This window comes from Arthrobacter sp. B6, from assembly GCF_001663775.1.
GTDB lineage: Bacteria > Actinomycetota > Actinomycetes > Actinomycetales > Micrococcaceae > Arthrobacter.
Map to the genome: position 1 here is coordinate 2,614,269 of NZ_KV467168.1, position 22,160 is coordinate 2,636,428.

At 65.4% G+C, this 22,160-nt stretch carries 22 protein-coding genes; 12 read left to right on the plus strand and 10 right to left on the minus strand.

The window, feature by feature from the left end; all coding sequences use genetic code 11:
• Positions 1 to 39: 39 nt before the first annotated feature.
• On the plus strand, positions 40 to 1,230 hold the full coding sequence (locus AU175_RS11555; protein ID WP_066288836.1) for a 4-hydroxybenzoate 3-monooxygenase: 1,191 nt from the start codon (positions 40 to 42) through the stop codon (positions 1,228 to 1,230).
• Between the two features lie 139 nt (positions 1,231 to 1,369).
• On the opposite strand, the gene AU175_RS11560 is transcribed toward AU175_RS11555, so the two are convergent.
• Complete coding sequence (locus tag AU175_RS11560; protein ID WP_066288838.1) at positions 1,370 to 1,909, minus strand: TetR/AcrR family transcriptional regulator; 540 nt, start codon at positions 1,907 to 1,909, stop codon at positions 1,370 to 1,372.
• Between the two features lie 56 nt (positions 1,910 to 1,965).
• On the opposite strand from AU175_RS11560, the gene AU175_RS11565 reads away from it, so the two are divergent.
• Positions 1,966 to 3,021, plus strand: coding sequence for an FAD-dependent monooxygenase (locus tag AU175_RS11565; RefSeq protein WP_066288841.1), 1,056 nt, complete (start codon positions 1,966 to 1,968; stop codon positions 3,019 to 3,021).
• Here AU175_RS11565 and AU175_RS11570 read toward each other — a convergent pair whose 3' ends face one another.
• From AU175_RS11570 to AU175_RS11585, 4 genes are all read right to left on the minus strand, one after another.
• Entirely contained in the window at positions 3,022 to 4,800 is a 1,779-nt protein-coding gene (locus AU175_RS11570; protein WP_156642285.1) for an ABC transporter permease, read from the minus strand.
• A 38-nt stretch (positions 4,801 to 4,838) separates the two neighbouring features.
• Positions 4,839 to 5,906 carry an ABC transporter ATP-binding protein gene (locus AU175_RS11575; RefSeq protein ID WP_066288846.1) on the minus strand — a complete coding sequence of 356 codons (1,068 nt, stop codon included), beginning with the start codon at positions 5,904 to 5,906 and terminating at the stop codon, positions 4,839 to 4,841.
• Positions 5,907 to 5,951: 45 nt separating this feature from the next.
• Complete coding sequence (locus tag AU175_RS11580; RefSeq protein WP_066288849.1) at positions 5,952 to 7,037, minus strand: extracellular solute-binding protein; 1,086 nt, start codon at positions 7,035 to 7,037, stop codon at positions 5,952 to 5,954.
• Between the two features lie 258 nt (positions 7,038 to 7,295).
• Positions 7,296 to 7,799 carry a GNAT family N-acetyltransferase gene (locus AU175_RS11585; protein WP_066288852.1) on the minus strand — a complete coding sequence of 168 codons (504 nt, stop codon included), beginning with the start codon at positions 7,797 to 7,799 and terminating at the stop codon, positions 7,296 to 7,298.
• Positions 7,800 to 7,977: 178 nt separating this feature from the next.
• On the opposite strand from AU175_RS11585, the gene AU175_RS11590 reads away from it, so the two are divergent.
• Genes AU175_RS11590 through AU175_RS11600 form a run of 3 tightly spaced genes read left to right on the plus strand, consistent with a single transcriptional unit; the run spans position 7,978 to position 9,764 of the window.
• On the plus strand, positions 7,978 to 8,490 hold the full coding sequence (locus tag AU175_RS11590; protein ID WP_066288854.1) for a MarR family winged helix-turn-helix transcriptional regulator: 513 nt from the start codon (positions 7,978 to 7,980) through the stop codon (positions 8,488 to 8,490).
• A gap of 57 nt (positions 8,491 to 8,547) precedes the next feature.
• Positions 8,548 to 8,835, plus strand: a complete 288-nt coding sequence (locus AU175_RS11595; RefSeq protein ID WP_231938534.1) for a hypothetical protein — start codon at positions 8,548 to 8,550, stop codon at positions 8,833 to 8,835.
• Between the two features lie 2 nt (positions 8,836 to 8,837).
• Positions 8,838 to 9,764, plus strand: a complete 927-nt coding sequence (locus AU175_RS11600; RefSeq protein WP_231938535.1) for a serine/threonine-protein kinase — start codon at positions 8,838 to 8,840, stop codon at positions 9,762 to 9,764.
• A 56-nt stretch (positions 9,765 to 9,820) separates the two neighbouring features.
• Here AU175_RS11600 and AU175_RS11605 read toward each other — a convergent pair whose 3' ends face one another.
• Both AU175_RS11605 and purB read right to left on the minus strand, forming a co-directional pair.
• Positions 9,821 to 10,492, minus strand: a complete 672-nt coding sequence (locus tag AU175_RS11605; protein WP_066288857.1) for a histidine phosphatase family protein — start codon at positions 10,490 to 10,492, stop codon at positions 9,821 to 9,823.
• A gap of 120 nt (positions 10,493 to 10,612) precedes the next feature.
• The gene (gene purB / locus AU175_RS11610) at positions 10,613 to 12,055 is read right to left on the minus strand and encodes an adenylosuccinate lyase (RefSeq protein ID WP_066288858.1); all 1,443 of its coding nucleotides are present in this window, start codon (positions 12,053 to 12,055) and stop codon (positions 10,613 to 10,615) included.
• A gap of 201 nt (positions 12,056 to 12,256) precedes the next feature.
• Here purB and AU175_RS11615 point away from each other — a divergent pair, with 201 nt between their 5' ends.
• Positions 12,257 to 12,559 carry a hypothetical protein gene (locus tag AU175_RS11615; protein ID WP_066288860.1) on the plus strand — a complete coding sequence of 101 codons (303 nt, stop codon included), beginning with the start codon at positions 12,257 to 12,259 and terminating at the stop codon, positions 12,557 to 12,559.
• Positions 12,559 to 14,013, plus strand: coding sequence for a hypothetical protein (locus tag AU175_RS11620; protein WP_066288863.1), 1,455 nt, complete (start codon positions 12,559 to 12,561; stop codon positions 14,011 to 14,013). The genes AU175_RS11615 and AU175_RS11620 overlap by 1 nt, the downstream gene beginning before the upstream one ends.
• Before the next feature lie 8 nt (positions 14,014 to 14,021).
• On the opposite strand, the gene AU175_RS11625 is transcribed toward AU175_RS11620, so the two are convergent.
• On the minus strand, positions 14,022 to 14,450 hold the full coding sequence (locus AU175_RS11625) for a phage holin family protein (RefSeq protein WP_066288865.1): 429 nt from the start codon (positions 14,448 to 14,450) through the stop codon (positions 14,022 to 14,024).
• A 125-nt stretch (positions 14,451 to 14,575) separates the two neighbouring features.
• On the opposite strand from AU175_RS11625, the gene AU175_RS11630 reads away from it, so the two are divergent.
• From AU175_RS11630 to AU175_RS11650, 5 genes are all read left to right on the plus strand, one after another.
• Positions 14,576 to 15,694, plus strand: coding sequence for a histidinol-phosphate transaminase (locus AU175_RS11630; protein WP_082979126.1), 1,119 nt, complete (start codon positions 14,576 to 14,578; stop codon positions 15,692 to 15,694).
• 149 nt (positions 15,695 to 15,843) lie between these two features.
• Positions 15,844 to 17,079, plus strand: a complete 1,236-nt coding sequence (pdhA, locus tag AU175_RS11635; RefSeq protein ID WP_066288872.1) for a pyruvate dehydrogenase (acetyl-transferring) E1 component subunit alpha — start codon at positions 15,844 to 15,846, stop codon at positions 17,077 to 17,079.
• A complete protein-coding gene (locus AU175_RS11640) occupies positions 17,079 to 18,059 on the plus strand; it encodes an alpha-ketoacid dehydrogenase subunit beta (RefSeq protein ID WP_066288875.1) in 981 nt (326 codons plus the stop codon). Before pdhA ends, AU175_RS11640 begins: the two co-directional genes overlap by 1 nt.
• Positions 18,060 to 18,140: 81 nt before the next feature.
• The gene (locus tag AU175_RS11645; RefSeq protein ID WP_066288880.1) at positions 18,141 to 19,601 is read left to right on the plus strand and encodes a dihydrolipoamide acetyltransferase family protein; all 1,461 of its coding nucleotides are present in this window, start codon (positions 18,141 to 18,143) and stop codon (positions 19,599 to 19,601) included.
• Positions 19,602 to 19,658: 57 nt separating this feature from the next.
• Positions 19,659 to 20,267 (plus strand): phosphatase PAP2 family protein, encoded by a 609-nt coding sequence (locus tag AU175_RS11650; protein ID WP_231938536.1) that lies wholly within the window; start codon positions 19,659 to 19,661, stop codon positions 20,265 to 20,267.
• A gap of 84 nt (positions 20,268 to 20,351) precedes the next feature.
• On the opposite strand, the gene AU175_RS11655 is transcribed toward AU175_RS11650, so the two are convergent.
• On the minus strand, positions 20,352 to 20,780 hold the full coding sequence (locus AU175_RS11655; protein ID WP_066288885.1) for a universal stress protein: 429 nt from the start codon (positions 20,778 to 20,780) through the stop codon (positions 20,352 to 20,354).
• A 51-nt stretch (positions 20,781 to 20,831) separates the two neighbouring features.
• A complete protein-coding gene (locus tag AU175_RS11660) occupies positions 20,832 to 22,124 on the minus strand; it encodes an aminotransferase-like domain-containing protein (protein WP_066288888.1) in 1,293 nt (430 codons plus the stop codon).
• Positions 22,125 to 22,160 lie beyond the last annotated feature (36 nt).

Here is a 22,160-nt window from a genome sequence, read left to right on the forward strand (position 1 = left end):
CGGGGCCCAGCAAGCCCCACAACGAAGCGAGACACAGCCATGGCAGCACGCAAAATCATCACCACGCAGGTGGCCATCATGGGCGCCGGTCCCGCCGGCCTTATGCTCTCCCATTTGCTGGCCAAGGCCGGCATCGATTCCACCGTGATCGAGGTCCGCAGCCACAAGGACATCGCCGAGACAGTCCGCGCCGGCATCCTGGAGCACGGCACCGTCAGCCTGCTCGTGGACAGCGGAGTGTCGGACCGGGTGCTGCGTGACGGAGACCGGCATGACGGGATCGAGCTGCGGTTCAACGGCGAAAGCCGCCGGGTTGACTTCAAGGACCTCGTGGGCGAATCCGTCTGGCTCTACCCGCAGACGGACGTCTTCCTGGACCTCGCCGCCCGCAGGAAGGCCGACGGCGGCGACGTCCGCTACAGCGTCACGGACACCAGCGTGCATGACCTCGAGGGCAGGCCGAAGGTCAGGTTCACCGACGCCAACGGCGTGGAGTACGAGGTCCAGGCCGAGTTCCTTGTGGGCGCCGACGGTTCCCGCAGCCACTGCCGCTTCCAGATCCCGGAAGCCCACCGGAAGTGGTACTTCCATGAATACCCGTTTGCCTGGTTCGGCATCCTGGCCGAGGCGCCGCACAGCTCGGACGAGCTGATCTACGCCAACTCCGACAACGGTTTCGCCCTGATCAGCCAGCGCACCGAGACTGTCCAGCGGATGTACTTCCAGTGCGATCCCAAGGAGAACGTGGCCGACTGGGACGATGACCGGATCTGGGCCGAGTTCCGCAGCAGGGTCAACGGCAACGGCTTCGAGCTCAAGGAAGGCCGGGTCATCGACAAAATGGTCCTGCCGTTCCGCAGCTTCGTGCACACGCCCATGCGCCACGGCAACCTGTTCCTGGCCGGCGACGCGGCCCACACGGTGCCGCCCACCGGAGCCAAGGGCCTGAACCTGGCCATCCACGACGTCAGGGTGCTCTTCGAAGGATTCGACAGCCACTACAACTCCGGCTCCACGCAGCTCCTGGACACTTTCAGCGACCGCGCGCTGGAGCGCGTATGGAAGGCCCAGCAGTTCTCCTACTGGATGACCACCATGCTCCACACGCCCACCGACGCGGACGACTTCACCCGCGCCCGCCAGCTCGGCGAACTCAACTCCGTGGTCTCCTCCCGGCACGGCATGGCCTATCTTGCCGAGGCCTACACCGGCTGGCCGGGCCAGGCCTAACAGGCAGAGTTTTTGTCCGGATATGTCGCCCTAAGGGGCTTTTTGCCCTCCGTATCTGGACAAAAACTCCGGGAAGTACGACGGCGGGCTGACGCCAGCTGTGCCGGCACGCCGCCGTCGTGCGGAATCCGTCAAGGGGTTAGGGCGCCAGCAGCCGCCGGATGGCCGCGGCGATCGCTGCAGCGTCCGGCTGCCCGTCCCGCCTGACAGTGAGTAAGTGAAGCAGCACACCGTCACCGTAGTCCGCCACATCCCGGGCCCGCGCCGCTGCGCCCGCCACCCCTAAGGCGGACAGTGCCTGCTCCAGACCGCCCACCAACCGGAAATGGCCGGCGGTCACCGCCCCGGGCTTGTCCAGGGAAAGGGCCAGCCGGGCACGGGTGAGAGCGGCGTGCTGTCCGGCCAGCGCCAGCACCAAAGCGGCCAGTTGACCTGCCAGTTCCTCAATGGTCTCCGGCGGACCGGCCCGCCCCTGGTCCTCCAGGAGTGCGCCGTCCAGTTGCTCCAGGCGGTCCAACACCGCTTCCACGAGGGCGGCGCGGTTCCGGTAGTAGTTCGACGTTGTGCCCTCGGGCAAGTGCGCGGCCGCGTCAACGGCCCTGTGGGTCAGGCCCTTCATGCCTTTGGCCGACACCACCGTCAAGGCAGCATCCAGAAGTTCCGTGCGGCGGTCAGGCATGGCCCCAGTGTAATTGACCCCTTCCCAACTACTACAAAAGTAGTAGAATCGCACGCATGGAAACAGTTTCGATTGTTGGCGGCGGCATAGCCGGCCTTGCCCTGGCCTGCTGCCTGGACCAGGATCGCTTTGAGGTGACGGTCACCGAGAAGCGGCCGGAGTTGCCGTCGGTTGGAACAGTGCTGGCCATGTGGCCCAACGCCCAGCGCGCCCTGGAAAAAGTGGGGGTCCTCGATGAGGCCCGAGCCGTGAGCCCGGTGATTGGAAGCGGATCCATCCGCAACGCCGCGGGCGAGCCCTGGGTGACCGTGAACGGCGGCCAGATGTTTGGCATTTCCAGGGTTGATCTCCTGCGACTGCTCGACTCTGCCGTCCCGGCCTCGGTCCGCAGGACCATGGGCCGCGTCCATGTGGTCCCATCCGGGGCCAGCCTGGTGGTAGGGGCCGACGGCGTGCGCAGTGCGGTGCGTCGCGGCGTCTGGGGTGAAAGGTCCGCAGCCCGGCCCACGCCGTACCTTGCCGTGCGGGGCACCCTTCCGGTGCCTGTCCGCCCGGAACATGTTGGCGAGTACTGGGGGCGCGGTGACCTTTTTGGCATCGCCGCTGCAGCCGCCGGCACCAACTGGTACGCGAGCTTTCGCTCCGACCTCGGACCGGACGGGATCGACGTCGCGTCGGCCCTTGAGCAGGCACGGATCCGCTACGCCGGTCATGCGCATGCCATCCGCGACGTACTTGCCCAGGCAACCCCGGAACGTTCGCTCGCCCAGGGGATCTGGACCGCGCCGCCATTGCGGTCCTTCGTCCGCGGACGTGTTGTGCTGATCGGCGATGCAGCCCATGCCATGACGCCCAACCTCGGCAGGGGAGCGTGCGAAGCCCTGGTGGACGCAGTCACGCTGGCGGAACTGTTGAATGCCCTGCCGGTTGAGGAGGCATTGAGGTCATACGATCGCCGGCGGCGGCTCCGCACTCAAGCCCTGAGCCTCGCCTCCTCGGCGATGATGAGGGTGGCTCTGACGGAAACCGCCCAGCCCTTGCGGGACCGGCTCCTGACGCTGGCGCGGCGCCCGAAGGTGCGGGCCGCCGTCGTTACAGGTTCCCGCGACTGATCAGCGCACGGGAGCGGCCGGTTCTGTGCCGGCCGCCACCAGTGCCGGGGAAGTGGCCGGATCTGGCGAAGCCCCAGCGGCGCTATTTTTGCGCCCTGCCCTGCGGCGGCTGGACCGGCCGTAGACGAGGTACATGGTGAGCCCCGTGATGACCATCAACAGCACTGTGTAGACGAAGGTGTTCGCCACGCCCTCCACTCCTTCAGCCCCGTCTGTATTGGCTTTGATGACCAGGCCCAGCGGCTGGACGAGCGGATGCGCGAGGAAAATGGCGGTGTCGTAGTCATCCAGCATGCTGTTGAAGTTCAGGGCCGCGATGGCAGCGGCGGCCGGGAGGACGATGGGCAGCAGGATCCGGCGGAATACATAAAGCGTCTTGGCCCCCATGATGGCCGCGGCTTCCTCCATCGAGGAGTTGACCGACGCGAACGAGGCCTTAAGCATCCGGAGTGTGAACGGGATCTTGACGGTCACGAATGCGATCAGCAGGATCACCGTGGTGCCAGTGAGAACAGCGCCACCCACCAGCGGATTCGGGTGGTCGTAGCTGATGATGAGTCCGAGGGCGAGCAGCGCCGAGGGCAGGATCCAGGGAATGTGGAGCAGGTATTCGAAGACAGAGGCAACCCAGTTCCTGTACTTCTGCAGCAGCCGGGCAACCAACAGCAGGCCGCCCACAGCTATCACCGTCGCCAGCGCACTGTAGACGACGCTGATGACAAAGGGCCGCAGGCCCGACTCCTGGGTGAGGACCCGTACGTAGTTGTCCAGGGTCAGGCTGCCCGGGGAGATCTGGCCGGTCTGGATGGCGGCGCCGTCGGCAAAGGAATACAACACAATAAGCACCACGGGCAACGTGTACAACGCAAAAAGCAGGTAGGCGACGGTGTGAACGGCAGCGTTGGCAACAGGGCTGCTGATTTGCTGCTTCTGCAGGGCCGAAGACACTTTGGACAGCGAGTAGTACGTGCCTCGTTTCTCGAATCGGGACATGACCGCGAGCATGAGGATGGTGGAAACGCCCAGGATAACGGCCAGCAGCGCAGCCAGGTCCCGGGAGGTGGGGCTGTTGGCGAACGTCAGGATCATGGGGGTGATGGTCTGGAACTCCCGGCCGCCCAGCACCTGAGGGGCGCTGAGTGCTCCCAGGCCGGTCAGGAACGACAGGATGGTGACGGCGAACAGCGTGGGTTTGAGCATGGGCAGCACCACGCGGCGCAGGATCGTCCAGGTGGAAGCGCCCAGGTTCCTGGCCGCCTCAATGGTCTGATAATCAACACCCTTGAGCGCGTTGCCAACGAACAGCATGTGATTGGTGGTCGTGGCGAACGTCATCACCACCAGTACAGCGAAGAAGCCGGAGAACCATGCCGGATCCATGCCGGGAAACACCGTGAGCAGCAGGGACGTGACAATTCCCTTGTCGCCGTAGATGAACTTGTAGCCTGCGGCCAGCACGATGCCGCCGTAAATGAATGTGGTTGCGTAGCCCAGGAACAGGATGCGGGAGCCGCGGATCTTGAAGTAGTGCGTGACCAGCACAATGAAGATGCCCACGACGTTCACCGTGATGGACAGGGCCAGTGCCAGCAGGAAGCTGTTGCCCAGTGACTTCATGGCCCGCTGCGAGGAGAACAACTTTTCGGCCGCCCGCCCGGAGAAGCTGCCGTCCGGAAAGAACGTTGCAATCAGGACGTTGAGGTTGGGCCACACCAGGAAGGCTGCGATAAACCAGGTGAGTACTGCGCCCACCATAAGGACGAAGGGGGAGCGGACCATGCTCCTGACGGAGCCGCCGTTCCTTACGGCAGCCCCGCTCATGGCAGGGCCACGGCCTGGTCCTGCTTGGCCAGCGCGGCTCCCGTGCCCGGATGGTATTGCAGCACGTGGCCCGGCTGGACATACAAAGTGGTTTCCGCGCCGACCTCCGGCTGGACGTTGCCGTCTTCCAGCACCAGCAGCCGGACGTCCGTGCCATGGCTCCTCACCACATAGCGGCTGTGCAGTCCGTGGTAGGTGCGTGAGGCCACCGTGCCGGGGAGCCCGACGGCGCGGCCACCGTCCAGCGGCGGCGTGAGGGACGCCTTTTCCACACGAAGGTAGGAGTTGGCGCCGGGGCTGAGACCGGCGCCGGAGAGCCGGTTCAGTTCCGCAACAAACTCCGAGGTGAGCGGGGAACTGTCACCAATGAAGTTGCAGACAAACTCTGTGGCGGCCTGGTCATAAATCTCCTGCGGCGTCCCCACCTGTTCGATCACGCCTTTGTTGAACACGGCCACGCGGTCACTCATGGCCAGGGCCTCATCCTGGTCATGGGTGACGTACACGGTGGTAATGCCGAACTCGCTCTGCAGGTCCTTGAGCTGCTGGCGGAGCTGGTGACGCAGCTTCGCGTCCAGGTTGGACAGCGGTTCATCCAGGAGCAGGATCTTGGGCCGCAGCACCAGGGCGCGGGCCACGGCCACCCGCTGCTGCTGGCCTCCCGAAAGCTCCGCCACATTCTTGTGCAGTTGCTCATCGCTGAGCTCCACCCGGCGCGCAATGTCGCGCACCAGGCGGTCGCTCTCGGCGGACTTTTCCTTCCGGACGCGGAGCCCGAACGCGATGTTCTCCCACACGCTCATGCTGGGGAACAGGGCATAGTTCTGGAACACCATGCCCACCTGCCGTTTATCGCTGGGAAGCCGGGTCACGTTTTTCCCGTCCACATGGACGGCTCCCCTGGAGGGCTCGATAAACCCTGCCAGGGTGCGTAACGCCGTCGTCTTTCCGCAGCCGGAGGGACCCAGCAGCGTGAAGAACTCCCCGGGCTTCACGTGAAGGTCCAGGTGAGGGATGGCGGTGAAATCGCCGAAGGAAACTTCGATGTTGTCCAAGCGGATCATGGGAAAAACCTGTCTCGGTGGGGCTGCTGGGGCGGGGCGGTCTGGCTACGTCATGTATTCGAGCTCGATCTTCTCCACCCAGGCGCCCATGTTCTCCTGGACGAAGTCCCAGTCGATGTCCTGCTGCTTCACGTCGGCGAAGAACTCCACAACTTCCGGGTTGGCCTTGGTAGCTGCGGTTTTGTTGACCGGCATGGAGTTGAACTGCTGGGCAAACGCGCCCTGGACATCGGCGCTGCCGAACCAGTCAATGAACTTCTGTGCCTGTTCCTTCTTGTCGGTTCCCTTCACCAGGGCCACCTGCTCGACGGCGAGCGGTACGCCCACCGACGGCGCCACGGTTTCCACGTTGACCTTGAAGGACTTCTCCCGTTCGGCGATGATCGACGACGGCATTTGGCCCAGGTCCACCTCACCCGCTGCAATCCGGGCAAAAAGATCGGTCTTGGCCACGGCAGGGCTGCCATTCTGGAAGTACTGTTCCACCTGCTTCCAGCCCTCATCTGAAACGCCGAGGTCACCGGACTCGTCCTTGTAGCGGGTGAGGATGCCGGCGAAGACAAGCTGCGCCGTGGCGGTACCAAGTCCTGTCACGCGCTCATAGCGGTCCTTGAACTCCTCTTTGGTCCAGAGGTCTGTCCAGTCCTGCGGTGCGGCGTCCGCGGTGATCTTGTCAGAGTTGTAGCCGAGCAGGATGGCCTGCTTGACCAGTGGCCAATACGCCTTTCCATCTCCGCTGTCGCCAAGGGCCGTGTCCACTTCGCCTGCCCATGCCGGATCATAGGGCTCAAGCGCGCCTTCGGCCTTGATCTGGGCGAAGTACATGTTGTTCAGGCCGAAGGCGACGTCGGCGATGGGGTTGTTCTTTTCGGCGATCAACTTGTTGGTGGCATCAGCGCCGCCGGCCCCCACCACTTCGATTTTGAAGCCGGCCTCGGCGGCCTTGGCGGTCAGCCATTCACCGCGGCCTTCGCCGTTGGAGTTGGTGTAAACCACCAGCGTTTCGCCGGAACCTGCCGGCGGGGCAGTGGACGCGTCACCTGACGCGGCGGGTGACGCGGCGCCCCCTCCACATCCGGCGAGAAGGATGACAGCGACGGCGGCGGCAACCAAGGTCTGCAATTTACGCACGATCAGGACTCATTTCTGGACTGTCAGCGGAGCATGTCCGGTCAGCCTATAGCCGGACAGGCCATTTTCGGGCTGTTATAGCTATCGATTTGATAAACAGCCGGGCTGTTGAGTCTGGATGAGTCGGGAGAACGTTCAGGGCACGGTGCGTAAACGTGCGGTAAATGTTTGGGGAGCCGCCCCGCGAAGGCGGGGGACGCCGTCGTCGGTCCTCTGCGAGACTGCCGGGGAGGTGGCGCGTCCCCGTATTTTTCCGGCTTATGCCATGGCCGTGTGGGCGGCGCTGTGCGAGTCAATGGTTTTCGCGTAGCAGTAGGAGTGCGGCACTCCGATGTACGGGCCGAAGTTTGGCACACTTTCGAAGCCGGAGTTTTCGTAGAAGTTCCGGCCATCCGGCTGCGCCGAACCGGCCTCGGCCTTGATCCGGGTGATCCCCTGCTTGTACGCCTCGGCCTCAAGGGCGGCCAGGATGGAGCTGGCGACACCCGACCCCCGGGTGTACGGGAGCACATAGAGCCGTTTGATCTCCGCCGTGGTGGAATCCAGCAGCCTCAGGCCGCCACAGCCCACCGGCTGGCCGGAACCCTTGTCGTACGCCACCAGGAACACGGCACAGTCGGCGGACGACGGCGGCGTGCCGGGTTCGTGGTCAGGGGTGCCAAAGCGGGCGTCCAGTTCTGCCTGCTGGGCCCTGCGCAGGTCGGCGCCCACGGGGTTCGACCAGGTGACCTGCCTGATGTTGAGTCGGGGATTGGTCTGCATGGCTGCCTCGTTTCGCCGAAGGATTATGCCTGATAAGCCTAAGAGGCCGCGGTTACCGCGGTGTTTCCTTCGCGTAAGCGCCCAGAGAACTGTGGGCGATGGCGCAGCCCCTGCCTCTCCCTTAAGGTGCCTCACAGTGGTTAGGCTGTCGAGATACCAGTTGGCCTAGGATTATCCGATGGGTTCACCTCAAAGTGACGCTTCAGGATACTGGTACGGGCCCGATGGCCACGTGGACTCCGGGGCTGCCGTGCTGAAGGCGCTCCGCGACTACAGGGCGGCTGAGCAGACCGTTCGCCGGTCCACCCGGGACTCCATGGGGATGGGTGAAACGGACGTCCTCGCCCTTCGCTTCCTCCTGCGCGCCCAGGCGTCCGGGGAGACCGTCGTACCCAAGGACCTGAGCCGGATCCTTGGTATTACCAGCGCTTCAACCACGTCACTCATCGATCGCCTGGTCGCCAGTGGACACGTACGCCGCGAGGCGCATCCCACGGATCGCCGCTCCGTGATCGTTGTCCCCACCGCTGAATCGGACCAGGAAGTGCGAACCACCCTCGGTGCGATGCACCGGCGGATGATGTCCGTTGCCGAAGGCCTTACTGCCGAGGAGGCCCGGACCGTGGTGCAGTTCCTCAGCCGCATGGCGGCGGCTATTGACGGCACACCGGCTCCGCGCAAAATTAGCTAGCCCACCTAGTTATATGTAAGCTTACGATTATTCGCAGTGTCGTAAGCATGAGGAGTCGTGAGTGCGTTGGTAGGTTTTGCCGGAATCTGCGGGCCGGAATCGATGGCATGCCAGGATGAGGCCGCGGGGCCGGAGGTTCCCCTTCATTGCGGAACCCCCATGGAACTGGTCACGCCCGCGGTCGGGCCGAAGTCTGTTGGCTACACGTTCGAACCTCCGGTTGAGCCGGTCCTGCTGCCTCCGGTCTGGCGCTGCGGCTGCGGCTTCCAGCTTGACGCCTGGAACTCCACCCCGCAGCCAGGCCGCCTTTCGGCCACGGATCCCGTTTCTGCCCCGACCCAGTGAAAGTGCCGGCAGCTGTCACCGCGGTGGGCGGCACACCCGAGGTTGCTCCTGGGGGCACCGTCCCAATCCTCGGCCGCTATCAGCTCCGCGAGCGGCTGGGCCGTGGTTCACTCGCGGACGTGTACGCCGCCACGGACCTCGCCGGCGGCCCAGACGTTGCGGTCAAGATCGCAGCGGATGCCGGCGCCAAGCAGCAGGCCAGGATCCACACCGAGGCCGCAATCCTGGCCGCCCTGGACCACCCGGCCATTATCGGCTTCAAAGGGGAAGGCACCATGCCCAAGGGCTGCCCCCAGGCAGGACGTCCTTTCCTGGTCGAAGAACGCGCCTTCGGCACAAGCCTTTCGGAAACGATCCGGAATGCCGACGCCAACCGGGCCCACATCGCGGCCTGGGCAGCGGACCTCTACGACGGGATCAGCCGCCTCCATCGGATGGGACTGGTGCACCGGGATATCAAGCCTGCAAACCTGATGCTGAGCGGGCTGCGGCGGAGCCCGGTAAAGATCATCGATTTTGGCATCACCGCACGCGCAGGGACCCTTCCCGAACCGGGCATCTCGTCAGGAACCGTGCACTATATGAGCCCGGAACAGGCCTCGGGCCAAGCCGCCCACCCGTCCTGGGACGTCTATGCGCTGGGGCTGGTGCTGCTGGAGCTGTTGACCGGGACAAAGGCATATCCCGGAACGGCCGTGGAATCGCTGGTGGCACGCACTCTGCGCAGTCCCGAGGTCCCGCGCTCCCTGGGCGGCGGCTGGTCCGAACTGCTGCGCGCCGCCACTGCCATGAACGGGGCCGACAGGCCGACCGCCGCCGAGGCTGCAACCTTGGCCTCAAGGCTCATTCCGTCGGGGAGGCCGCGCCGCCGCGCCAAGTTACTGTCCATGAGCGCCGTCCGCGGCCTTCACCTCACCCTGCCGGCCTAAAGCCGGACTGCTGGCCCATTCATCTGGTCCAGCGGGTGGTCCCGGGAAGCGTCCCCCTAAGTGGTCCCGCCGGTCGGGTCCTCGGCCGTAGGATCGGCAAAGGCAAGGCCGCCCACGGGGCTGCCGTCCCAGTGAATAAGCTTCCATCCTGTGTCAGGATCGCCTTCCAAGGCCACAATGCCCGTATTGGACAGGACATGGCGGGCAGCGAACTCATGGTCGGCGCCGGCCGCGCGAAGGCCTGCCCATGTACGGATGGCGGCGCCGTGGCTGACCACCGCAGCAGCGGCGGAATCCCCGTTGCCGGCGGCGCGGCGGGCAATGCCCGTGATGGCGGCGTCGTACCGTTCGAAGAACTCACGGCCGTCCGGACCGGCCGGCATGCGGCGGTCCAGGTCTCCGGCAGCCCACGCGAAAACTGTGCTCATGTACCGCAGGTGCGATTCATGGTCGGTCAACTTTTCCAGTGCACCTGCTTCGATCTCGTGCAGGCCGTCCAGAACCTCAATTTCCAGGCCATGCAGCCGGGCCAGCGGGGCCGCAGTGACCTGCGTGCGAAGGAGGGTTGAGGCGTACAGGGCGGCGATGGGCTCGTTGGCCAGGGACCGTGCCATAGCTTCGGCCTGCCGCTCTCCCAACTCCGTGAGCCCGGGCCCCGGATGGGCCGTGTCCAGCTGGCCGAGTACGTTGCCAGGGGTCTGCCCGTGGCGGATAAGCAGCAACTTCATGTTCCCAGTTTCGCATCCCGCGGCAAGGCCGGGCGCCTCCGTGCGCGGGCAAAAACGGCGGCGCCGGGCCCTGAGGAGCCCGGCGCCGCCGTCGTACTTTTCCTGCCGTGGAGGCCCGCCCTACTTCAGGTGGTCCACCAGCTGGTCCGCAATACCGGTGTATTTGCCGGGGGTGAGCGCGAGCAGCCGCGCCTCGGCCTCGGGGGAGAGGCCCAGGCCCTGGACGAATTCCTGCATCCGGGCGGCGTCAACGCGCTGTCCGCGGGTGAGGTCCTTGAGGCGCTCGTAGGGATTTTCCATGCCTTCGACGCCGGCAATCGCCTCGGCGCGCATGACCATCTGGATGGCCTCGCCCAGGACTTCCCAGTTGGTGTCCAGGTCCCCGGCGAGGACGTCCTCGGCGACATCGAGCCGGTCCAGGCCCTTGGCGACGTTGGAGATGGCCAGGAGGGAGTGGCCGAACGCCACGCCGATGTTGCGCTGGCTCGACGAGTCCGTGAGGTCGCGCTGCCAGCGGGAGGTAACCAGGGTGGAGCCCAGCACATCGAGGAGGCCCGAGGAGATCTCGAGGTTGGCCTCCGCGTTTTCAAACCGGATGGGGTTGACCTTGTGCGGCATGGTGGATGATCCGGTGGCGCCGGCCACGGGGACCTGGGCGAAGTAGCCGATGGAGATGTAGCTCCAGATGTCAGTGCAGACGTTGTGCAGGATCCGGTTGAACCGCGCGACGTCGGCGTACAGCTCAGCCTGCCAGTCGTGGCTTTCGATCTGGGTGGTCAGCGGGTTCCAGGCCAGTCCCAGGCCCTCGACGAACGACTTGGCGACGTGCTGCCAGTCGGCTCCGGGGACCGATGCCACGTGGGCGGCGTAGGTGCCGGTGGCGCCGTTGATCTTGCCCAGGTATTCGGTCTTGGCGATGCGGCCCAGCTGGCGGTCCAGGCGGTGCGCGATGACGGCCAGTTCCTTGCCCAGGGTGGTGGGCGTGGCAGGCTGGCCGTGCGTGCGGGACAGCATGGGTACCGCGCGGTTGTCCTCGGCCATCTTGCTGATTTGGGACACGAGGGCACGGGCGGCCGGCAGCCACACGTCCTCCACAGCCCCCTTGACGCCCAGGGCATAGGAGAGGTTGTTGATGTCCTCGGACGTGCAGCCGAAGTGGACCAGGGCCGTAAGGTGTTCGATGCCGATGGCGGGGAGGCGGCGGCCGATGTAGTACTCCACGGCCTTCACGTCGTGGACCGTGACGGCTTCGATTTCGGCGAGTTCGGAGACCGATGCGGAGTCGAATTCCGTGACGATGGCGCGGAGCCGGTCCTCCTGTTCAGGCGTCAGCGGGCCTGCGCCGGGAAGGACGTTGTTGCTGGTCAGATGGATGAGCCATTCGACTTCGACGGCGACGCGGTCACGGTTGAGGGCCGCCTCGGACAAGTAGTCAACGAGGGGCGCGACGGCGGACTGGTAGCGGCCGTCCAGCGGGCCCAGGGCGATCTGGTCCGGTGACGCGGCAAGGGCCAGGCGTCCGGAGGGCGTGCGGGTATCAGCTGTGGCGGCAGTTTCAGGCATGTGCTGATTCTTTCACGAACTCCCCACCACCGCGTATGCGGACTGCTTGTCGTGACCGGAGTGGTTCGGACTGCTTCGTGGGACTTGTCCACATGGCCGACGGCGGTGCTTCCGTGGCCGGGCGGCGCTCCGTAACGTCGGGTTCAGGGAGTCGAGGCCCGGCAGATCAGACATTCGTACGGGCACCGGGAGGGATTGGGCATGGGCAGTGACATGACGGCAGCTGACATGGCGGCATGTATGTCCCGCAGCAATGAGGTTCAGCAGTTGGCCGCCCGGCTTGAGCTGTCCTTGGGGCGGGTGGAAAAGGTCCTGGCAGGCGTTCGCGAGATCCAGCTTTTGGAATGGCAGTCACCTGCGGGGCGGGCATACCGGAATTCGGTTGCCCTGCAGGAGGTGGCGCTTGGACGGGCGCGGGTGCGGCTCGAGGACGCCTTGGCTTCCGTGAGGCGCCACGCCCAGGCGGTGGGAGCTTCGGCCGGCAGTCCGGCGGGGCGCTACTGATGGCCGAGGTGACCCCGTCGGGCAGCGGCGGACCCATCCACCTGACCGGGCCGGCCGTGGATGGTCCTTTGGAGATCAGGGGCGGCGTGGGTGGAATCAGCTTCCAGTTGGAGGAACTTATGGGCGGCGCTGAGAAGCTGGACGCCGCTGCCGGAGAATTGGCTGAAGTGGAAATCGAGGTGCACCGCATCTGGCAGGACCTGTGCCCCTACCAGAATGAACCGCGTCCCACCGGAACGGCCGCCCTGATGGACGTCGGGGAAGCCCAATGGGGCGTCCAGGCCGTGCGGACGGAGTTGCAGAAGATCAGCCAGCAAGTGCGGGACTGCAAAGGGGAATACGAACGGGCCGAGGCCGTGATGTCCTACAGGAGGGAGTATGCCCTGACCGGGATGGGGACCTGGGCCAAGCAGGTCCAGGACTTCGGTGTAACACGCTCCTTGAACAGGGATGTGATGGAACTCATGGCGGGAAACGTACCCGCGACGCTGGGTGTCCTGTTCGGGCCGCACGCTTCCATCGCAGGGAGGGTCGCAACAGAGTACTCGGCTGCCGCGCACGTGGCCGCCGCCTCCCCCTCGGTCAGGAGCGTGACAGGGCTTAATCCACGCATACTGGAGCCACGCCCCGTTGCTGCCAGGGCGATGGAGTCTTTTCCGATCGAGCTGGACGCATCGCCGGCTGGCCTGCTGGAACGGGCACGGCTCATCGATGAACGCGGCGATGGCTACATCGAAGTCCTCGAAGTGGACAATGCCGGGCAGAAGGCCTACATCGTGGTCATCCCCGGCACGCAGCCCGGAAGCGGGATGGGTGGGGACAATCCCTTCGACATCGCCGGGATCGGCGAAGGGCTGGGCTACGGCTCTGTCGAGGTCAACGCCGCCGTGTTGAAGGCTTTGCAGGCTGCCGGAGCAGAACAGGGTGCACCAGTGGTGGCTGTCGGCTACAGCCAAGGCGGCATCCATGCGATGAACCTCGCCGCCGGTGAACGCTTCCGTGCTGAGTATGACGTGAAATACGTCCTGACGGCAGGTTCTCCCGTGGGCAGTATCGATCCCGGCGCAGGTATCAGCGCACTGCACCTGGAGCACCGGCACGACTGGGTGCCTGGATCCGACGGCACGGCCAGCCCGGATGCCCGAAACCGTGTCACAGTAACGCTGACCAACGAGGTCCGCACCCTCGAAGGCGAGGATCCCGGATTGGGTCCCGGCCATAAGCTGACCAACTACCAGGAAGGCGCCCGGCTGGTAGCCGCCAGCGATGATCCGACTCTGGTGGCGTCAACCGCTGTTCTGGGTGGTGTCCTGGGAGCAGGGGGCACGGCAACGGCCACCCGTTTCGCACTGACCCGTTCGAAGCCGCCCGAACCGCAGCCCGCACTCCGCCAGGTACCGACGCCCATGCCGCAAGCGCCTCCGCGGCCGCCTGAGATCGGTCGGGCCCGGTGATCTGCCGGTCAGCGCCTGCGGGCTCCGGGCAGCCGCCCCGCGACCACCGAGATCACGCTGATGATGATCGCCGCGAGCACGGCAGTCCAGAAAAAGGAATCTATCGAGAAGCGAACCGGCGTGTAACCGCTGATCCAGGAGGTCAGATACAGCATGGCGGCGTTGATGACAATGGTGAACAGGCCCAGCGTGAGGATGGTGATGGGCAATGAAAGGAAGCTGACGAGGGGCCGGACGAACGCATTGACAACGCCGAAAATCAGCCCGACGAAGAGGTAGGCCAGCGTGACGCCGATGGCATCCGTTCCCTGGGTGACGCCGGATTCGGCGACCGCGTTCGTAGTGGCTGCCGTCGAAATGTCCAGGCCCGGCAGAATCCAGCTGGCGATCCAGAGGGCCAGCCCGTTGATCAGGACCCGCATAATGAAAGAGCGCATGAGCCCATGCTGTCACAATGCCCTGAACAACCGCCCGAGGCCGCCGCTGTGGAAAAAACAGGCGCCGACGTTTCCGCCCACTGGACGCCCCCGGCGCCCCGAGCGGGCGAAGTAGGCTAGTTGGCATGACTTCATCAGAGACCCTGGCTGGGGGAATCAAGCCGCGCCCGGTGGTGGGCCGCCTTCCCCGCTACGCCGCCGGCAAGCCCCCCGTCGCCGTCGACGGACTGGCCAGCTACAAACTGTCCTCCAATGAAAACCCGCTGGCGCCGCTCCCCGCCGTCATGGATGCCATCGCACGCCAGGCCGACTTCAACCGCTATCCGGATCCCCTCAGCAGCAAGCTCCGCGCGGCGCTTGCGGAATTCCTGGACGTCCCGGCGGAGGACATAGTCACGGGCGCGGGAAGCCTTGGCGCACTCAACCAGCTGCTGGCCACCTTCGCCGGCCGGAACGATGACGGCAAAGCGGATGAGGTCATCTACGCCTGGCGCTCCTTTGAGGCATACCCCATCAGCGTTGGCCTGGCGGGGGCCGAGAGCGTGCAGATCCCCCTGACCGGGGATGGGCGCCATGACCTCGACGCCATGGCAGCCGCGGTCACGGTGCGCACGAAGGTCATCCTCCTTTGCACTCCCAACAACCCCACCGGTCCGATCCTGACCACCGCGGAAACGGAACGGTTCATCCAGGCCGTGCCTGCGGACGTTGTGGTGGTTATCGACGAGGCATACCAGGAGTTCGTGCGGGCCGGGGATGCGGTGGACGGCATCTCCATGTACCGCAAATACCCCAACGTGGTGGTACTCCGGACCTTCTCCAAGGCCCACGGCCTCGCCGGGCTTCGGGTAGGTTACAGCGTCTCGAACCCCGAACTCACGCAGTACCTCCGCGTGGCTGCCACTCCCTTTGCGGTGTCCCAGGTCGCAGAACAGGCAGCAATTGTCTCGCTGCAGAACTACGCCCAGGTTGTAGAAAGGGTACAAAGCCTGGTGGATGAACGGAACCGGGTAACGGCCGGATTGCGGGACCTTGGCTGGTTCGTTCCCGCGGCTGAGGGCAACTTTGTGTGGCTGGGGCTGGGCCCGAACAGCGGGGAGTTCGCAGAGTTGGCGGGAGCGCACGCCCTGTCGGTCCGCGCCTTCGGCAACGAGGGTGTCCGGGTCAGCATTGGCGAGGTGGAAGCCAATACCCGGTTCCTCCGGCTGTGTGCAGACTATACAAAGCCGCCACGCCGTTCCTAGCGCTTAACATGTAGCCCGCGCGCTACCTACTGAAGATAAAGTTAGGATCAGTAAGCCAATATATATGCCAACTGCGGAATACATTCCGCTAGCGGCATATATCCCAGCGACATTGCAACGCATCCGCATGCGGCAAGCAAGGAGACGGTATGGGCGCCACACATCTGCCCTCCACCGAGTTCGACGGAACAGCGGTAGACGACCAGCTCGAGGCTGAGGCCGAGGCCGCCATGGGCGAGCCCCCGGCGCAGATGGTCCAACTGCTGGGACCGGACGGGACGTTGGGCACGGATCCCGTCTACACCCATTACGCCGAAAAGCTAGACCCGGAGAAGCTGCGGGGGCTCTTCGCCGACATGGCTGCCATCCGCCGCTTCGACGTGGAAGCCACTGCGCTCCAGCGCCAGGGACAGCTTGCCCTATGGGTGCCGCTGACCGGCCAGGAGGCTGCCCAAATTGGCTCCGGACGCGCCAGCCAGCCCCAGGACTACATCTTCCCCACCTACCGCGAGCACGGCGTCGCCCTCACCCGCAACGTGGACCTCGCGGAACTGCTGCGCCAGTTCCGCGGCGTCTCCAACGGCGGCTGGAACCCCAAGGACACCAACTTCCACCTCTACACGCTGGTCCTTGCCGCCCAGACGCTCCACGCGGTGGGCTACGCCATGGGCATCCAGCGGGACCAGAAATCCGCGGCGGCATCAGACCCCGTACGCACGGAGCCGCCGGCAGCGGTCATGGCCTATTTTGGCGACGGAGCCAGCTCCGAGGGCGACGTCCACGAATCCATGGTCTTCGCTGCGTCCTACAACGCCCCCGTGGTCTTTTTCTGCCAGAACAATCACTGGGCAATCTCGGTACCCAGCACCGTCCAGACCCGCATCCCGCTGTCCAACCGCGCCAAGGGCTATGGCTTCCCGGGCATCCGGGTGGACGGTAACGACGTCGTTGCCGTGCATGCGGTGACCGAGTGGGCCCTTGACCACGCGCGACAAGGCAAGGGGCCGGTGCTGATCGAGGCATTCACCTACCGCGTGGGCGCCCACACCACCGCGGATGACCCCACCAAGTACCGGCAGTCCGCAGAGGAAGATTCCTGGCGGGCCAAGGATCCACTTGCCCGGCTGGAAAAGTACTTGCGGGCCGAGGGCCTCGCGGACGACGCCTTCTTTGCCAAGGTCAAGGCCGACGGCGACGAACTCGCCGCCTACGTCCGGCGCACCACCCATGACCTGGAGACCCCGGACATCCGTACGGCCTTCGCGAACACCTACGTCGAAGCCCACCCGCTGGTCGCGGAGGAGCTTGCCTGGTTTGAGGAGTACAGTGCAGGGTTCGCCGGTGAGGAGACGGCCGGACAGGCAGAAACAGAGGCAGGCAACTGATGACCACCATGACTATCGCCAAGGCCATCAATGAAGGCCTCCGTGCAGCCCTGACCAACAACCCGAAGTCCCTGCTGATGGGCGAGGACATCGGTCCCCTTGGCGGGGTCTACCGCGTCACCGATGGCCTCATTGCCGAGTTCGGTCCCGACCGCGTGGTGGACACGCCGCTGGCGGAGTCCGGCATTATCGGCACGGCGATCGGCCTTGCCCTGCGGGGCTACAGCCCGGTCTGCGAGATCCAGTTCGACGGGTTTGTGTTCCCCGGCTTCAACCAGATCACCACCCAGCTGGCCAAGATGCATGCGCGCAGCAACGGCAACCTGACCGTGCCGGTGGTCATCCGCATCCCGTATGGCGGCGGCATCGGATCCGTGGAGCACCACTCCGAATCCCCCGAAGCGCTCTTCGCCCACACCGCCGGGCTGCGCATCATCACCCCTTCCAACCCGCACGACGCGTACTGGATGATCCAGCAGGCCGTCGAATGCCAGGACCCCGTCATTGTCTTTGAACCCAAGCGCCGCTACTGGCTCAAGGGTGAGGTTGACGTGGCCGCCGCCGGCACAGCGGAGGACCCCTTCAAGGCGCACGTGCTCCGCGAAGGGACGGATGCCACCATTGTGGCGTACGGCCCCCTGGTGCCCGTGGCCCTCGCCGCCGCGAACGCCGCGGCTGAGGACGGACGCAGCGTGGAGGTCATCGACCTCCGCTCCATCTCACCCATCGATTTCGACACGGTGGAGGCGTCGGTGAAAAAGACGGGGCGCCTGGTGGTGGCCCACGAGGCACCCACCTTCGGCGGGATCGGCGGCGAGATCGCAGCCAGGATCAGCGAACGTGCCTTCCTGTCCCTCGAAGCCCCCGTCATCCGTGTTGGCGGCTTCCACATGCCGTACCCCGTGGCCAAGGTCGAGGAAGACTACCTTCCGGACATCGACAGGATCCTCGAGGCGCTGGACCGGGCCCTGGCCTATTAGGCCGCCCGCACATCCCTATTCAGACTTGCCGCCCCCTCCTGGCCAGGAGCGGGGACCTGGGCTTCCGAAACCGAGGACACCATGACTGTAAACAAGTTCAACCTCCCCGACGTTGGCGAAGGCCTCACCGAGGCGGAAATCGTCTCCTGGAAGGTCAAGCCGGGCGACACCGTTGCCATCAATGACGTCCTGTGCGAGATCGAGACGGCCAAGTCCCTCGTGGAGCTGCCGTCGCCCTTTGCGGGGACTGTCACGGAGCTCCTGGTTCCGGAGGGGATAACCATCGACGTCGGAACCGCAATCATCAGCGTCACCGACGCCGTTTCCGGCGACCCATCTCCCGCCGATGTCCCGGCTCCGGCCACACCGGTGCAGCCGCTGTACGGCAAGCTTCCCGCGGCCGACGCCGACACGGCGGACGGTGCCCTGGCCGGCGGTCCGCTGGTGGGTTCCGGTCCCAAGGCCGACGCCGTCAGGCGCCGCGCGCGCAAGTCCGCGCCTGCCGCACGGGGCGCGTCAGCCCCGGTCCCGGTGGAAGAACCGGTCGAGGCCCGGTCCGCCGCTCCCGGGATTTCACAAGGCTCAGCCGCCGGTCCTGTCGATGACCGGCCCACCCTGGGCGACACGATCACGGGCCTGGTGAACCGGGTCCTGGCCAAGCCGCCCGTGCGCAAGATCGCACGAGACCTGGGAATCGACCTGGCGGACGTTGTGGCAACAGGCTCCCGCGGCGAGGTCACGCGTGAGGACCTGGTGAGCTACCAGGCCCAGCGCGACGCCGAACTGGACAAGGCAGACGGCTTCTGGGGCAAGGCCGGAAAGCCGCAGGACCAGAGGGTGGAGCGTATTCCGGTCAAGGGCGTCCGAAAAGCGACCGCCAAGGCCATGGTGGAGTCCGCCTTTGCCGCGCCCCACGTCAGCATCTTCGTGGACGTGGATGCCAGCCGCACCATGGAGTTCGTCAAGCGGCTGAAGGCCTCGCGCGACTTCGAGGGCATCAAGGTCTCGCCCCTGCTGATCCTGGCCAAGGCTGTTATTTGGGCGGCCGCCCGGAACCCGAGTGTCAACGCCACGTGGGTGGACAACTCCGACGGCACCGACACAGCCGAGATCCACGTCAAGCACTACATGAACCTGGGCATCGCCGCCGCCACTCCGCGCGGCCTGATGGTGCCCAACATTAAGGATGCGCAGGACCTCTCCCTGAAGGAACTTGCGCTCGCACTGAACAACCTGGCCACCACAGCCCGGGCCGGCAAGACCCAACCCGCCGAAATGCAGGGCGGCACGCTCACGATCACCAATATCGGCGCGCTGGGGATCGACACCGGGACGCCCATCATCAACCCCGGCGAGGTGGCTATCGTCGCCTTCGGAACCATCAAGCAGAAGCCGTGGGTCCTGGATGGGGAAGTCATCCCGCGCTGGATCACCACACTGGGCGGGTCCTTCGACCACCGCGTGGTGGACGGTGACCTGTCCGCACGCTTTATGGCCGACGTCGCAGCCATCCTTGAGGAGCCGGCACTACTGCTGGACTAGCTACACCGTCAGGGTCCCGCAGGCGAGCAGACGCAGCAGATGAGAATACGAGCGACTTTGACTGATTCGGCCCTCCGCGCCCAAAACCGGACAGCCCGATGGCTGACAGAGGTTTTCCAGCCCCCGGTGGTAGTGACGGCCCAGCTGCTGGTCAGCCCCCTCACCGAACCCGGATTCCCGGGAACGATCGGCTTCGGGGCCCTGGCCGCGCTGTTCGTCTGCGTCCTGCCGCTGTTGCTGCTGCTGGGCCTCGTGCGGCTGGGCAAGGTCACGGACCACCACGTCAGCAAACGCGAGCAGCGGGCGCCGGTACTGCTGATTGCCCTCGCGTCAGTGGTGGCAGGGCTGCTGGTGCTTGAGGCTGTTGGCGCGCCGGACAGTGTTGTGGTGATGGTGCTGGCAATCGTGGGCGGCATCGTCGTGATTGGGGCCGTGAGCCCCTTCTGGAAAATCAGCGGACATGCCGCGGCCATATCGTCGTCGGCCGTCATCACGGTGCTGATGCTGGGTCCGTCCTGGCTGCCGCTGCTGCTCCTGATCCCTGCGGTGGGCTGGTCGCGGGTGGTTCTCAGGGCCCATACGGCCGGGCAGGTTGTGGCCGGTTCGCTGGTCGGTTCGCTGGTGATGCCAGGGCTTTGGTGGCTGCTCCGGGGCTGGCTGGCCTAGTCGTCCCTGTCCCGCACGCCAGAAAGGACACCACGCACAGCCGCGGCACGGCTGGTGCATGGTGCCCTGATTCAGGGTAGGCGGTCAGTCGGCGTCGTAAGTGTTCGCGATGTAGACATCGCACGTGGCGTTGTGGGCAACACTGTTGGCCACGCTTCCCAGGACCCGGCCGATACCGCGCATCCGCCGGTTGCCCACCACGATCATCCGGGCACTGAGACGCTCGGCTTCCTTGATGAGAGCCTCGGCAGGCTTGCCGCGGGCGGCGGAGTAGGTCACCTTGACGTCTCCTGCGAGGGAGTCCGCCACGGTCCTTGCCACTTGCTCTGCACCGTCCGCGTCCGAGACGATCCACTGGTCGCTGCCGCTGCCGAACACTTCGGTTCGGTCACTGTCGAACGCCGATACGACGTGCAGGGACGCGCCCACGGCAGCCGCGAGATCCCGTGCGGCCTCCGCAGCCTTCTTGGCAGTTCCGCTGCCGTCAACCCCAACAACAATAGTTCCGGTCATTTTTGCTCCTTTGCTTCGGTAAGTGGCGTCCTGCAACCAGTGAGGCCAAGGCTACAGCGCGGCGATGGCTTCCCGCAGCACGGGGGCCAAACGGCGGACACCTTCGGTGATGGCCTCGGGGGGCGCCGCGCTGAATGCCAGCCGCAGTTTGTTGGACGGCTCATCGGACGGGGTGAACGCGGCGCCGGGGATAAAAACGACGCCTGCGTCGATCGCCTTTTTCAGCAGGGGATAAGTGTCCACGCCCTCGGGAAGCGTCACCCACACAAAGAAGCCGCCGTCCGGGCTGGTCCAGCTCGCGCCGTCGGGCATGTGCTCTTCAAGGGCGTCCAGCATGGCCCGGCACCTTTCGGCGTAGAGGCCACGGTAAGTCTCGATCTGGCCCTTCCAGTCGTAGTCCCGGAGGTAAGCGGACACCAGCATCTGGTTGAGCGCGGGCGGGCACAGTGTGACGGCCTCCGCCGCGAGGTAGTAGCGCCGCTGCAGGTGCTCTGGAACCAGGGCCCAGCCGATGCGGAGGCCTGGGGCGAAGATCTTGGAGAAGGATCCCATGTATATAACGTCGGCCGGATTGTCCGCCCGCAGCGGGGTCAGCGGGGCGCCATCGAACCGAAGGAGCCCGTAGGGGTTGTCTTCCAGCACCAGAATATTCGCGCGGCGGCATATATCGACAATGTGTTGCCGGCGGTCCTGGGCGAGCGTGATCCCGGAGGGGTTGTTGAAGCTGGGAATGGTGTACAGGAACTTAATGTTCCTGCCGGCGGTCTGGAGCGCCGCGATCTTGGCCTCCAGCAGTTCCGGGACCAGTCCGTCGTCGTCCATCTCCACGGTTTCGACCTGGACCTGGTAGGCCTCGAAGGTGTTCAGCGCGCCAACGTAGGTGGGGTTCTCCACCAGAACCACGTCGCCGGGATTGCAGAACACCTTCGTGGCCACGTCCTGCGCTGACTGCGAGCCCGCCGTGATCACGACATTCCGGGGTGCCGCGTCGAGGATGCCTTCAGCTGCCATCACCTCGCAGATCTGCCCCCGCAACTCCTCCAGTCCCTGGCCGCCGCCGTACTGCAGGGCGGTGAGGCCGTCCTGGGCGATGATGGTGGCGGCAGTTTGGGCCAGCCGCTCCAGGGGCAGGGACTGCAGATACGGACTTCCACCTGCGAGGGAAACCAGTCCCGGCCGCATGGAGATGTCAAAAACGTCGCGGACTGCGGATTGCCTGATGTTGGCGGCGCGCTCCGAGAACAGGTCCTCGTGGCGGTGGGCGGACGTTGCCGCACGTTCGATAGCGTCAATGGCTTCTGCTGGCAGCAGCCCTGCTGCGGCATCAAGTGTTTCGTGGCTCACATCCTCAGGATACAGCGGACAGTTGCTGATAAGGCA